Source organism: Photorhabdus sp. RM96S, assembly GCF_042879335.1.
Taxonomy (GTDB): Bacteria; Pseudomonadota; Gammaproteobacteria; order Enterobacterales; family Enterobacteriaceae; genus Photorhabdus; species Photorhabdus kayaii.
In genome coordinates this window covers 33,869-48,406 of record NZ_JBHFKT010000001.1, presented here as the reverse complement: position 1 = coordinate 48,406, position 14,538 = coordinate 33,869, and the positions used below count along the sequence as shown (strand labels likewise).

Here is a 14,538-nt window from a genome sequence, read left to right as displayed (position 1 = left end):
GTAAAAATTATGGAGAATTAAGAAGGGAGGAGAGCAGCGAATATACTCTCCCATAAGTGCACCGAATTAGTGCAAGCTTGATTAAATTAGCACCTCTTTCTCAGAGATTGTGCCACATTCATTTAATGTCTCACCTACTTGTTGCAACTGATACATCTGATAGTAACGTCCACGACTCACAAATAATTGTTGATGGCATCCCTGTTCAACAACTGCACCACGATGCAGCACCAGAATAGTATCAGCCTCCACAATGGTAGATAAACGATGAGCAATCACGATCAATGTTGTTTGTTGACGAATCAATCTCAAAGCCTGTTGTACCGCCTGTTCCGTACCAGAATCAATATTTGCAGTCGCTTCATCAAGGATCAAAATTTGTGGCGTTTGCACTAACACTCTCGCCATAGCAAGCAATTGTTTTTGACCGGCTGACAACGTATTACCCTGCTCTCCCAAGATAGTATGAAGTCCATCAGGCAATGTACGTACTAACTCAGCTAATTGAACAGTTTCCAGTACTTGCCAAACCTTCTCTTCTGAAATATTCCGACCAAGCGTAATATTGTCAAAGAAAGAGCCCACAAGAACAACCGGGTCCTGCTGAACTATTGCCACACCATTGCGTAATACCGAATGAGACAGAGATGATACAGGCCGGCCATCAAGATAAATTTCCCCTTTCTGCCACGGATAATACCCCATCAGCAAATTTGCCAGCGTACTTTTACCGCTACCGGTATGACCAACCAAAGCAACAAAACCATGAGCCGAAATCTGTAAGTTAATATCTTGCAAAACTATTTTTCCATGTCGGTAGGAAAAACTGACATTTTCTATATCAATTCGACCACTGGACAGTGGCTGACTATCCATCCCATAACCTTGTTGAGGACTATCCATTAATTCAAATATTCTCTCGCCAGAAACGACAGCTTGTTGCAAAATCGATTGTTGAGATGTCAGCTCAATAAGAGGTTCATTCAACCGCCCCAAATAATTAATAAAAGCATACAATACCCCGACACCAATCGCCCCTGGCCCACTAATTCCAAACAACACGATAAAACCGCACAATACCATAGCAGATAGCAAACTCAGCAATGGGCGTAACAAAAGCCCATCTAATCTCAACGCTTGCATTCTCGCCTGATAATGAGCCCGATTGGTTAACAACATACGTTCACCAAAACGCGCCTGCTGCCGGAACTGCTGAACAACACTCATTCCATTAATGACTTCATTAAACTCATCATTAATATCAGCCAAATAACTACGTACCCGACGGACAATTGGTGTACTAAAATGCTGATATATTGCCATAACAATCAATACGACAGGAAAAATAAGAATTGCAATCAATGCCATGCACCATTCCAACATAAACATGGCAATCAGCATCGCACCAATCAATGCCATGCTGCGAAATACCGCTGGAACTACATTAACATAAAGATCTTTAATGACTTCGGTGTCATTCGTTACACGGGAAATCAACTGCCCTACCGGCTGATTATCAAAAGCACTCAGAGGTTGGCGCAATGCTGCATTCATCACATCAGTACGAAGCTGCTGAACCACATCGACTGACACTTGATTGAACAATAAAGCCTGAAAATAGTGTAACGCAGCCGTAATCAGTTGCAGAATAATAAAGGTTATAGCTAGCCCGATAACCACTCTAGTAGGCATATTACCCGTTGCAACCATATTATCGATAAAGTAACTAATGAGAACCGGACCACTGACTTCCGCAATTGCAGCCCCCCATAACATGAGCACAGCCAGCCCCAACGGCTTACGATAATTTTTTCCATAAACCAGCAGGCGCTTCAGAGACGGCCACAATTGACGAACTTTAGTCATCTTTATCCCCTTCTACTGTTTCCTCGTCATCCAATTCTGCTTCGAGTTGCTGATAATAATACATATCACGATACCATCCCGGCTGCTCTGCCAGTTGCAGATGCCGTCCCTGATGTATAACAGAACCTTGCTGCATCACCAGGATATTATCCGCATCAGTTAATGCAGACAGGCGATGGGCACTAATAATAATCGTCCGTTGTTGCCTCCACTGACTGAGGTTTTGTAGGATATTGTATTCAGTTTGCCCATCAACCGCAGATAAAGCGTCATCCAGAATCAGAATCTCGGCATCTAAAAGTAATGCTCTTGCAATGGAAATACGCTGCTTCTGCCCACCAGAAAGCATTACCCCACGCTCGCCTACTTCTGTCTGATACCCCTCAGGTAAACGAAGAATATCTTCATGGACATTGGCAAGGCGGGCAACTTCTTCAATCTGTTCCTGTGTTGCATCAGGACGTCCCAAAGCGATATTCCTGGCAACGGTGTCTGAAAATAAAAAGGGAATTTGATTGACAACAGCAAATCGTGCTCGCCATTCATCTAATCTAATATCCGCAATTTTGAGCGACTGGAAAAGAATTTCACCCTCAGTCACATCAAACTGCCTCTGTATCAACGCAAGTAGTGTGCTTTTACCTGAACCAGTTGGACCACAGATCCCTAATAACTGCCCAGGTAATAACTGGACATGAATTTGACTGAGAACAGTTTTGTTACTTTGCGGATAATTAAACGCTTTGATATTCACATCCAAAATACCGCGCTCAGGCAATAAATTGCCAATACCATCCTTAATGACCGGAGGCTCCTGCAACAAGCTACGGATACGGCTATAAGCAGCACTTCCTCGTTCAACAATATTAAACATCCATGCCAACGCCAACATTGGCCAAATCATCAGGCCAAGATACATCACGAAACTAGTAAGCTCACCAAGTGTTAAAACACCATTTAGCACCATCCAGCTACCACCACCGATAGCCAAAAAGTTTGACATACCGATGGCAATAAAAATTGTCGGATCAAACCGAGCATCCACCCTAGCCACATACATATTCTTACGGCCGGCTTCCACTGCAACTTGTTCAAACTGACTTGATTGCAGATCTTCAAGGCCAAACGCTTTAATCATGCGAATACTGGTCAAACTCTCTTGAGCCTGATTATTTAAAGCAGAAAATGCGCCTTGTGCAGATTTGAAGCGACGATGAAGTTGATCACCATATCGTTTAATAATGATTGCCATAATCGGCATAGGTAACAGAGACAGTAAAGTTAATTGCCAACTAATTTGTATACTCATCATAATTAGCACTGCACAGCCCATAACTAGCGAATCAACTAACGTAAGTACACCTTCACCCGCAGCAAACACCACACGATCCACATCATTAGTAGCACGAGCCATTAAATCTCCCGTACGGTGACGCAAATAAAATTCAGGGTTTTGTCGGCTAAGTTGCTGGTAAAAATTATTCCGTAATTTAACGGCTAATTGATATGACGCCCCAAACAACCATAAACGCCATATATAACGCAAGATATAGACAATCAATGCAATAACCAGCATAACACCAATCCACACCATCAATTGGTAAAATGACATAGATGCAGTACTGATCCCATCAACGATTACACCCACCAGATATGGCGGAATGAGTAGTAGAATAGAGATAATAATAAGCAGAGTCACTGCCCCAAGATAGCGACGCCACTCGCTACGGAAGTACCAACTTAATTGAGAAAACAATCTCACGCGTGTATATCCCGAAATGAAATAGATAGTAGAAATGTTGAACGATACTCAGAATAATTGAATTAACGCAATAAATTAATAATTGGTTAATCTGGTATCGGTAATGCTGTAGTGTATTTGATTTTTTCCATTGCAAAACTCGATGTCACATCAATCAACCCCGGAACACCATTAACCATACGCTTGTAAAAAAGATCATAACTTTTCATATCCACAACTTCTACGTGCATTAAATAATCACACTCACCAGCCATACGATAAAAAGCTAGGACTTCTGGCATTTGCTTTATAAATGCAACAAATTGCTCATACCAACCACTGCTATGCTGCTGAGTTCTGATCATAACAATCACTGTCAGCCCTAATCCTAATTTTTCGCTATCAAGCAAAGCAACTTTGCCAACGATATAGCCTTCATCTTCAAGTCGTTTTAGCCGTTTCCAACAAGGAGTAGAGGTAAGATTAACAGCTTCCGCCAATGCATTCAGAGACAGACTACAATCTTTCTGTAGTAACTTAAGCAACTTGCGGTCTGTTTTATCCAACATAGCTACCTCTTATAGAAAAATTTTCCATAAAGAAACCACATACTAAGAAAAATAACAATCTATTTCTCCCAGTATCAAGTTAATCTATCCGCTGCCAATTATTTTTAAATTATAGAGTTAATAATTAATGTCACACAGTTGGACCACCAAGGCAATCAGAGAGATTCAAGCAGACCATCAACGCAGCTCTGACACTCATCTTATCCTCCTTAATTTGCCAGTTTTTCCAGGTATCCATTTATATCTAAAAGATGAAAGCACCCATCCAACTGGCAGTCTGAAACATAGGCTTGCTCGTTCTTTATTCCTTTACGCACTTAGTAATGGTTGGATAAAGGAAGGTACCCCGGTTATTGAATCCTCATCGGGTAGCACTGCTGTATCCGAAGCCTATTTTGCCCGCCTGCTTGGGCTACCTTTTATTGCTGTTATGCCCTCATACACTGCGAAACGTAAAATTCAGGAAATTGAATTTTATGGTGGTAAATGCCATTTTGTTAACCATTCAGCACAAATATATGACGAGTCAGAACGACTAGCGAAAGAACTAAATGGTCATTATATGGATCAATTTACCTACGCCGAACGAGCAACAGACTGGCGAGGTAACAACAATATTGCTGAAAGTATTTTTCGCCAGATGCAAATGGAACCATTTCCTGAACCAGATTATATTGTTATGAGCGCTGGTACTGGGGGAACTTCTGCAACTTTAGGACGCTATATCCGTTACCAAGGGCATAACACTAAACTAATTGTTGTCGATCCAGAAAACTCTATATTTTATGACTATTACCGTCAAAATTGCTGTGATATTCGTGGCAATTATAGCAGCAAGATTGAGGGTATTGGCCGCCCTAGAGCAGAGCCTTCTTTTATTCCCTCAGTCATTGATGACATGATCCAAATACCCGATTGCGCCAGCATTGCAACAATTTACTGGTTGGAAAAATTACTAGGCAGAAAAGTTGGCGCATCTACGGGGACTAATGTCTGGGGAGCGCTTCTGCTTGCTAACCAAATGCATGACCGTGGAGAACAAGGTGCAATAGTAACTTTACTGTGCGACAGTGGTGAACGTTATCTCGATACTTACTACAATCCAGATTGGGTAAAAAATAACATCGGCGATATCTCACCTTATCTCAAACAACTACCCAATTTCTGTAGTTATAAGTAACATGACCATTTTATTCCAATGAGGATGTTACAATGAGACGAGCTGTTGTTGTATTCAGTGGGGGGCAAGATTCCACTACCTGCCTGATTCAGGCAATTAATCAATATGATGAAGTACATTGTGTCACTTTTGATTATGGTCAGCGCCATCGTGCCGAAATTGATGTTGCACGTAATATCAGTCATTCTCTTGGTGCTGTCGCACATAAAGTATTGGATGTCACATTACTTAACGAATTGGCTCTCAGCAGTCTGACTCGTGATAATATTCCTGTTCCCGATTACAATGAAAGTGAAAAAAGTGCCATACCCAGTACATTTGTCCCTGGCCGTAATATCTTATTCCTGACGCTGTCTGCTATATATGCTTACCAAGTTGAAGCCAAAGCAGTCATTACCGGCGTATGCGAAACTGATTTTTCCGGCTACCCTGATTGCCGTGATGAATTTGTCAAGGCACTGAATAAAGCAGTAAGCCTTGGCATTGCCCGTGATATCCGCTTTGAGACGCCATTGATGTGGCTCAACAAAGCTGAAACTTGGGCATTGTCCGACTACTACCAGCACTTAGACTTTGTTCGTAGTCAGACATTGACTTGCTACAACGGTATTCAAGGTAATGGGTGTGGTACATGTGCAGCTTGTCATCTCAGAGCTAACGGATTAGAACAATATCTCAATGCGCCTGAGAAAATTATGACTGAAATGAAAGCAAAAACACATTTAGTTTAATCCAAATGGCAATGAGAGCTTTTTCCTCTCATTGTCCTGTTTTCACCAAAACTCCCATTATTTCACGTAATTCACCTTCAATAGACAAAGCTCTTTGTGTTTTTCTATCAATCCAGACAAACGTAGTTTTAGCATCTGCAATGAGTTGATTATTCCTCTTGCGTATAATTTCCTGAGAAAATACGCCACTTCTGTTTCTCAGCTCCGTCAACCGACAATCCACCTCTAATTCATCACCAAGAACCGCTGAACTGCGATAATTAATATTAATATTAACCACTGCAAACCCAACATTGTTTTTCTGTATCCATTCCACTACAGAGTGTTTATGCAGCCACTCCCATCGAGCACTTTCTAGAAATTCCAAGTAGCGAGCATTGTTCACATGTTGAAATAAATCTATATGATAACCATGAACTTTTATAACTGAACTCATAATATTGCCTTAATGTTAACGTCACTCGTCTGATCAAGTTGATTTCACAATAGCAAAACAAAAAATTCATACTAATTAAAGTGATTTATTTGCAACCTTGATCACAACATCCTCATTCACAAAATAAATCATGAATAAGGATGAGGGAGATATATACTAGTAGCTTAACTTATTTCTGTTTCGTTCAACGAAAACTGGCCCTATTCCCTGAACCTCTTGTAATTGTTCCACCGTAGTAAATGCACCATGTTTTTCCCGATATTCAACAATCCCCTGTGCTTTTTTTACTCCAATACCATTCAGTGCTTTTGCTAACTCTTCTGCACTTGCAGTATTAATATTCACCTTTCCTTTTTCCTCTACTTTCAAAGCTTCCTGCTGCTGTAGCTGCTTTTCTGATGAAGAATGGCTGGTAGTACTGACTGTTTTAGCTACTTTGTCTTTTACTTGTTCGGCGGCAATCGCAAATTGTCCGCCACACGCATAAAGCAAGCCAGCAACCAGAACAGATAAAATTCCCGATTTTTTCATATATGAATTCCTCCATGTTTTATTAGCGAGAAAAAGATTGCCACAGATAAATTTGAGCACAATGGACGAAGATCAGATATGCGAAAGGCCGCGAAAGCGGCCTTTATTGACAAGATAATTACAAAGATATTTGCGATACTCTCCGCAAATTTTTATTCGATATGACCTAACTTAATTTTGGCTTTTTCACGCAGACTTATCAGCAAAGATTCCAGCATAGCGTTACCCATTTCACTCTGGTAAACACCCGTCATGCTTTTAATTTGTTCCTCCGATACAACACCTGGAGTCACTTTATCCAGTTGAATCAGCACAACGTCATCCAAACTATTTTTCGTCAAACCATATTCTGCCTGACCTTCTTTTGGCTGTGGTAACGCGAACACTGCATTAACTAACATATTATCTTGAGATGTACGCTGAATAACCTGGGACTCACCAAACTGAATACCTGCATTTTTCAAAGCTTGCTCACCTTTACCTTCTTTTAAGGCGGCCAGTAACTTATCGCTTTCGACTTGAAGTTGTTTTTCAGCTTTCTGACGTTTAACCAGTTCAGTAACCTGTTCTTTAACTTTTTCGAAGGGTTGTACTGTTTCTGGTTTATAATTGTCTACACGCAGAACAAATGCACGATCACCTTCAACGGAGATAACATCAGAGTTAGTTCCTGTTGGCCCCTGCCCATCAACAAGATTGCCTTCAAAAATGGCATGAATGACAGAACTAAAGTTAATCTCTGCCGGCACATGATTACGATCAAACCAATCAGTCGTCACAACCTTAATACCTGAAATTTCCTCAGCAGCAGCTAAAGATTCATTATCGCTGGTAGCAGCATCACTGACTTTCTGTTGCAGAGCATAGAAAGCATCTACTGCTTTTTCTTGCTTAACCGTTTTTTCAATTTCAGAGCGAACTTCAGATAAGGGTTTAATTATTTGAGGTTTAATATCATCCAAATGGAAAATAGCGAAACCATTAGGAACCTTAACCAAAGAAGAAATTTGGCCTTTCTCTTTTAAATTAGCTTGTCTCAACTCTTCAGGAAGAGCATCTTCTTCCATCCAGCCGATATCACCGTGATTTTTCGCTGAAAATTTATCGGTGGACTTTTCAGCCGCCAATTTACCAAAATCAGCCCCTTTATTTAACTCATCAACTACTGTTTTAGCCTCAGCTTCAGTTGCAAGCTGAATTAAACTGTACTTTTTCTGCTCTGGTTGTGTATAGCGTTTTAAGTTGTGCTCATAGTAAGCATCAATGTCAGCAGACGTAGCCGAAACCTTATTCATTTCATCTACAGCATCCATTTTGATATAGCTGACTTTCACTTCCTCAGGAGCAATAAAGCTGCTCTTATTCAGATTATAGTAATCTTGCAAATCTTTATCTGTTACTTCCTGCTGCGCCTGAATTTTCTTCAGCTCCAGTGTAGCCAAACGGGCAGTTCTCTGTTGCAAAAACAATTCAGCATTGAGTTTCACTTCACTCGGCAAGGCTATTTCACTACCAGAAAAAGCCATAATTAATTGTTGATTAACTAAATTCTGGCGTGTTTGTTCAGCAAAAAGATCCGGACTCATATTGGAACGGTTGAGCAACTCCAGATATTTGTTGTTATCAAATTTACCATTTATCTGAAAGTAAGAAGTATTTCGGATAAAATCCTTAACTTGCTCATCACTGGCAGATAAACCTAATTCACGGGAATATTGTTCAATTAATACATTATTAATTAGACGCTCCAAAGCCTGATTACGAATCTGCTTCATGCTTTGTTCGTCACTTGCCAACACAGAGAATTTATCTCCCAATTGATCTTTCAAGGTGTCTCTCTCTTGCTGAAACACCCTCTCCAATTCAACACGACTGATAGTCTGACCATTCACTTCGGCAGCATAACTACCAGCTCCACTTGTCAGGTAGCCCCCAACTCCCGTCAAAACAAAAGACAGGATAATGAGAGCCAGCACGATTTTAAGCACAGGACTGTTTGCCGCCGTGCGTAGGTTGTCCATCATAAAGAGGCAAAACTCCGCTTTGGTGAAATTGAAAATACCATATTACGCTAATTCAAGCGCTAAGAGAAAAAAAGCGCACCAATCAATTGATGCGCTTCTATTTTAACTTACCAAACCTATCTCGTCAGTCTATGTTTGCCAATATAACAAGGACTGATAAACAATATTTGGTTCGTGTCACCCATTAACAGCGTCTTTCAAACCTTTACCTGGACGGAAAGCAGGTACTTTAGCCGCAGCAATTTTGAGCTCTTTTCCTGTTTGAGGGTTACGGCCTGTACGTGCAGAACGTTCACGAACAGCAAAAGTACCGAATCCCACCAGAGCAACATCATCACCATCCTTCAATGCACCCGTTACAGAAGAAATGAATGCATCTACTACACGCCCCGCAGCTGCTTTAGAAATATTAGAGTCAGCAGCAATTTTGTCGATCAGTTGTGATTTATTCACTCTTATCATCCCCATATAGTTTTTACTACCGCATCAGAATCCCAACGGATAACCCGATAGCAGTGCCGTTATATCAATCCTTCCCGATATTGGCAAGAAATCATAAGACAACAAAATATTTATTAAGCAGTTTACCCAAGTTAATAATGTAAAAAAGCTGGTAAGCCTGAATTCACTTACCAGCCTATATTTCATTCATACTTATTGAAAAAATTCACTATTTTGTATTACTTGACTGACACTAATTCTGCGCCAAACGCAGGGTTCTGCAATGTAATAGACAAAACATCTTCAATACGTTTAACTGGATGGATCTGTAGATCTGCAACAATGTTCTGGGGAATTTCTTCCAGATCACGTTTATTCTCTTCCGGAATTAAGACCGTTTTAATTCCACCTCGATGGGCAGCTAATAGTTTCTCTTTCAAGCCACCGATTGGCAGAACTAAACCACGCAACGTGATCTCACCCGTCATAGCAACATCCGCCCGAACTGGATTACCAGTCAGACAGGAGACTAATGCTGTACACATGGCGATACCTGCACTTGGGCCATCTTTTGGCGTCGCCCCTTCCGGAACATGGACATGAATATCCCGTTTCTCATAGAAATCAGAGTTGATACCCAACTTATCAGCACGAGCACGAACAACTGTTAATGCTGCCTGAATGGATTCCTGCATAACCTCACCGAGTGAGCCGGTATAGGTTAGTTTACCTTTCCCTGGAACACATGCGGTTTCAATGGTCAGTAAATCACCACCAACCTCAGTCCATGCAAGCCCTGTAACCTGACCAATACGGTTTTCTGTATCTGCACGGCCATAATCCACACGTTGAACACCCAAATAATCTTTCAAGTTATCTGCATTGATTTCAATATGTTTTAAATTTTTATCCATTAACAATGTCTTCACCGTCTTACGGCACAGCTTAGAAATTTCTCGCTCTAAACTACGCACTCCGGCTTCACGAGTGTAATAACGGATAATGCCAATAATAGCACTGTCATCAATAATTAATTCATTTCTTTTCAGAGCATTACGTTCAATCTGCTTAGGCAGCAAATGACGCTTGGCAATATTTAACTTTTCATCTTCGGTATAACCGGAAAGACGAATAATTTCCATGCGATCCAACAATGGTGCTGGAATATTCATAGAGTTGGATGTTGCAACAAACATGACATCTGACAGATCGTAATCGACTTCTAGATAATGGTCGTTAAATGCCACGTTCTGTTCTGGGTCCAAAACTTCCAATAAGGCAGAAGCTGGATCACCACGCATATCGGACGACATCTTATCAATCTCGTCCAGTAGGAATAGGGGATTTTTCACTCCAACTTTGGACATTTTTTGAATCAATTTGCCCGGCATAGAGCCAATATAGGTACGGCGATGACCACGAATTTCCGCTTCATCACGGACCCCACCCAATGCCATACGCACATATTTCCGCCCGGTCGCTCGTGCAATAGACTGACCTAAAGAGGTTTTACCCACCCCAGGAGGACCAACCAGACATAAAATCGGTCCTTTAATTTTGCTAATTCGGCTTTGTACTGCTAGATACTCAAGGATACGCTCTTTCACACGCTCTAAACCATAATGGTCGGTATCCAGAGTTTCCTGAGCTTTAATTAAATCTTTTTTAACTTTACTGCGAGCAACCCACGGAACCTGCACCATCCAATCGATGTAGCTACGGACAACCGTCGCTTCCGCCGACATAGGAGACATCATTTTCAGCTTTTGCAATTCAGCTTCGGCTTTTTCACGAGCTTCTTTGGGCATTTTTGCCGCTTCAATTTTGCGCTTCAGGGTTTCATACTCATCAGGCGCATCATCCATTTCACCCAGTTCTTTTTGAATCGCTTTCATCTGTTCATTCAGGTAGTACTCGCGCTGGCTTTTTTCCATTTGTTTTTTCACGCGGTTACGGATGCGCTTTTCTACCTGTAACAAATCAATTTCTGATTCCATCATTGCCATCAGATATTCAAGACGCTCAACGACATCAGACATTTCCAAAACAGTCTGTTTATCACTGAGTTTCAATGGCATATGCGCAGCAATTGTATCAGCTAATTTAGCTGCATCTTCAACACTGTGTAGCGAAGTCAAAACCTCTGGCGGGATTTTTTTATTTAGCTTAATGTAGCCTTCAAACTGATTAATAGCTGTCCTGATCATCACTTCCTGCTCACGTTCATCAACGATCGGTGAGTCAAGATACTCAGCATGAGCAGAAAAATGTTCGCCATTGTCAGTCAGAGTTGTAATGCGGGCACGTTTCAACCCTTCGACAAGCACTTTTACGGTGCCGTCAGGCAATTTTAACATCTGTAAAATAGAAGCTACTGTACCAACGGAGAAAAGGTCATTAACCCCTGGCTCATCAGTTGAAGCTTCTTTTTGCGCAACCAACATGATCTGTTTGTCATGATCCATTGCTGCTTCTAGGCAGTGAATAGACTTCTCACGCCCTACAAACAATGGGATCACCATATGCGGGTAAACCACCACATCGCGCAGAGGCAATACAGGGATTTCTATGCGTTCGGAACGCTCAAGATTCATAGAGCTCTCTCTTCGTTTAGCTTTCGCCAGTTTTTAGGGAATCTCGTGAAACGCGGTTCTCACGAGTTTCACTCCATAGAATATAAAATATATGGGGACAGGAATTTGACATTCAATAGTATGATACTTTAATAAAAATAAAATGAGGGTAGTCCCCTCATTTTATTTAATAATATCTCGTTTAGCGAATTCCCTATCCTAGACTCAATTATTCACCAGAAACCTGGGCATCCGGTTTGCTGTAAATCAGTAAAGGCGCAGATTGACCATTGACAACCGATTCATCTACAACAACTTTCCCAACGTTTTCCATTGATGGCAGATCATACATAGTGTCCAGCAATGCGCCTTCAACGATAGAACGCAGGCCGCGGGCACCTGTCTTACGAACCATTGCTTTCTTAGCAATAGCCGTCAGGGCTTCACTTCTGAATTCCAGATCAACACCTTCAAGGTTAAACAGTGCTTGATACTGCTTAGTCAACGCATTTTTAGGCTCTTTCAAAATCTGGATCAACGCTTCCTCACTCAATTCACTGAGCGTGGCAACAACAGGTAACCGCCCAATAAATTCAGGGATAAGACCAAATTTGATGAGATCTTCTGGCTCAGCCTGTGCAAGCAATTCGCCTTCAGTCGCTTTTTCTGACTCACCTTTGACTTTCGCACTAAATCCAATACCTGTACTGGTATTTAGACGCTGACCAATCACTTTATCCAGACCTGCAAACGCACCACCACAAATAAACAGGATCTTAGAGGTATCTACCTGTAAAAACTCCTGTTGTGGATGTTTACGCCCCCCCTGAGGAGGAACCGCAGCAATTGTACCTTCAATCAATTTCAGCAGCGCTTGCTGTACACCCTCACCTGAAACATCCCGAGTAATTGACGGGTTATCAGATTTACGTGAAATCTTGTCAATTTCATCAATGTAAACAATACCGCGCTGAGCTTTTTGCACATCGTAGTCACATTTTTGCAGTAATTTCTGAATAATGTTTTCTACGTCTTCTCCCACATATCCCGCTTCAGTCAGCGTAGTCGCATCTGCCATAGTAAAAGGAACATCAAGATAACGGGCCAATGTTTCAGCCAATAGTGTTTTACCACTCCCTGTCGGCCCAATCAGCAGGATATTACTTTTACCTAATTCAACACCGTTACTGGTATCGCCATTACGTAACCGCTTGTAATGGTTATAAACAGCAACCGCCAACACTTTTTTCGCCGTTTCCTGGCCGATCACATAATCATCCAAATGCTGACGAATTTCATGAGGCGTTGGTAATGCATTACGCTCACGATGTGGTACAAGCTCTTTAATTTCTTCGCGAATGATGTCGTTACATAAATCCACACATTCATCGCAGATATACACTGACGGGCCAGCAATCAATTTTCGCACTTCATGTTGGCTTTTCCCGCAGAAAGAGCAATACAGCAGCTTTCCTGAACCGTCTTTGCGCTTATCTGTCATCAGTCACAACCTCACTTTATCAACTGCTCACCCAGATTCGTCTGGCAAAGCAGGAAACTTCTGCTATTACCCCGAACGTCATAGCCTTACCAAGTGGTAAGCCGAATGTTTATATACCCGTTATCTTTCAAGTCGCCTCTTTGTTGACTGCACTCACTCACCCCGGTCACATAGTTACCTATGCTCCCGGGGATTCGCTCTCTTGCCGTCTCGATGCATCTTGAAATCCATAGGGTATATTATAGCTTCTGGGAATAATAAATTAATCGCGATGGGTGAAAATCTTATCAACCAATCCATATTCTACGGCTTCGTCTGCTGACAAGAAACGATCACGTTCTGTATCTTTCGCGATCTCTTCAATCGGTCTTCCCGTATGTTTTGCCATCAACTCATTCATACGCAATTTTACTTTCAGTATTTCCTGAGCGTGAATTTCAATATCTGTAGCTTGCCCCTGGAAACCGCCTAATGGCTGATGAATCATAACCCGGGAATTTGGCAAGCAGATACGTTTTCCCTTTGCCCCAGCAGTCAACAAGAATGCTCCCATTGAACATGCCTGCCCCATACAAATAGTACTGACATCCGGTTTAATAAACTGCATCGTATCATAGATGGACATTCCCGCAGTAATCACACCACCTGGTGAATTAATATATAAGAAAATATCTTTTTCCGGATTCTCTGCTTCAAGAAACAACATCTGAGCTGCAACCAGATTTGCCATGTGATCTTCAACCTGACCGGTCAGGAAAATAATACGCTCTTTTAATAAGCGAGAATAGATATCGTATGAACGTTCTCCACGAGCAGTCTGTTCAACTACCATCGGCACCAAAGCCATGTGAGGCGCATATTGATCCCGCTTGTCGCTATATGACATTTTCGTCTCCTAATAGAATTCATGTTGGTGCCATTCATAACCAATTCTACTTGAGATAA

At 41.5% G+C, this 14,538-nt stretch carries 12 protein-coding genes; 2 read left to right on the top strand and 10 right to left on the bottom strand.

Annotated features, from left to right (window positions below):
- Nucleotides 1-81: 81 nt before the first annotated feature.
- The 3 genes from ACGF49_RS00245 to ACGF49_RS00235 all read right to left on the bottom strand — a co-directional run bounded on the left by ACGF49_RS00245 (nt 82) and on the right by ACGF49_RS00235 (nt 4,176).
- A complete protein-coding gene (locus ACGF49_RS00245; protein WP_113040818.1) occupies nt 82-1,866 on the bottom strand; it encodes a SmdB family multidrug efflux ABC transporter permease/ATP-binding protein in 1,785 nt (594 codons plus the stop codon).
- The gene (locus ACGF49_RS00240; protein ID WP_113040817.1) at nt 1,859-3,628 is read right to left on the bottom strand and encodes a SmdA family multidrug ABC transporter permease/ATP-binding protein; all 1,770 of its coding nucleotides are present in this window, start codon (nt 3,626-3,628) and stop codon (nt 1,859-1,861) included. The genes ACGF49_RS00245 and ACGF49_RS00240 overlap by 8 nt, the downstream gene beginning before the upstream one ends.
- An 86-nt stretch (nt 3,629-3,714) precedes the next feature.
- Nucleotides 3,715-4,176 (bottom strand): Lrp/AsnC family transcriptional regulator, encoded by a 462-nt coding sequence (locus tag ACGF49_RS00235; RefSeq protein WP_113024566.1) that lies wholly within the window; start codon nt 4,174-4,176, stop codon nt 3,715-3,717.
- A 127-nt stretch (nt 4,177-4,303) separates the two neighbouring features.
- Here ACGF49_RS00235 and ACGF49_RS00230 point away from each other — a divergent pair, with 127 nt between their 5' ends.
- Together ACGF49_RS00230 and queC are read left to right on the top strand one after the other, a co-directional pair.
- Entirely contained in the window at nt 4,304-5,356 is a 1,053-nt protein-coding gene (locus ACGF49_RS00230; protein WP_113040816.1) for a PLP-dependent cysteine synthase family protein, read from the top strand.
- Nucleotides 5,357-5,388: 32 nt separating this feature from the next.
- Nucleotides 5,389-6,087, top strand: a complete 699-nt coding sequence (gene queC, locus ACGF49_RS00225; RefSeq protein ID WP_113040815.1) for a 7-cyano-7-deazaguanine synthase QueC — start codon at nt 5,389-5,391, stop codon at nt 6,085-6,087.
- 28 nt (nt 6,088-6,115) lie between these two features.
- Here queC and ACGF49_RS00220 read toward each other — a convergent pair whose 3' ends face one another.
- From ACGF49_RS00220 to clpP, 7 genes are all read right to left on the bottom strand, one after another.
- Entirely contained in the window at nt 6,116-6,523 is a 408-nt protein-coding gene (locus ACGF49_RS00220) for a thioesterase family protein (protein WP_112894567.1), read from the bottom strand.
- 156 nt (nt 6,524-6,679) lie between these two features.
- Nucleotides 6,680-7,054 carry a ComEA family DNA-binding protein gene (locus ACGF49_RS00215; protein ID WP_112877935.1) on the bottom strand — a complete coding sequence of 125 codons (375 nt, stop codon included), beginning with the start codon at nt 7,052-7,054 and terminating at the stop codon, nt 6,680-6,682.
- A gap of 152 nt (nt 7,055-7,206) precedes the next feature.
- Entirely contained in the window at nt 7,207-9,078 is a 1,872-nt protein-coding gene (gene ppiD, locus ACGF49_RS00210) for a peptidylprolyl isomerase (protein ID WP_113040814.1), read from the bottom strand.
- A gap of 177 nt (nt 9,079-9,255) precedes the next feature.
- The gene (gene hupB / locus ACGF49_RS00205) at nt 9,256-9,540 is read right to left on the bottom strand and encodes a nucleoid-associated protein HU-beta (protein WP_202926130.1); all 285 of its coding nucleotides are present in this window, start codon (nt 9,538-9,540) and stop codon (nt 9,256-9,258) included.
- Between the two features lie 218 nt (nt 9,541-9,758).
- A complete protein-coding gene (lon, locus tag ACGF49_RS00200; protein ID WP_228899795.1) occupies nt 9,759-12,113 on the bottom strand; it encodes an endopeptidase La in 2,355 nt (784 codons plus the stop codon).
- 208 nt (nt 12,114-12,321) lie between these two features.
- Nucleotides 12,322-13,593, bottom strand: a complete 1,272-nt coding sequence (clpX, locus tag ACGF49_RS00195) for an ATP-dependent protease ATP-binding subunit ClpX (RefSeq protein ID WP_011148007.1) — start codon at nt 13,591-13,593, stop codon at nt 12,322-12,324.
- Between the two features lie 262 nt (nt 13,594-13,855).
- Entirely contained in the window at nt 13,856-14,479 is a 624-nt protein-coding gene (gene clpP / locus ACGF49_RS00190) for an ATP-dependent Clp endopeptidase proteolytic subunit ClpP (protein ID WP_228899797.1), read from the bottom strand.
- Nucleotides 14,480-14,538: the final 59 nt, after the last annotated feature.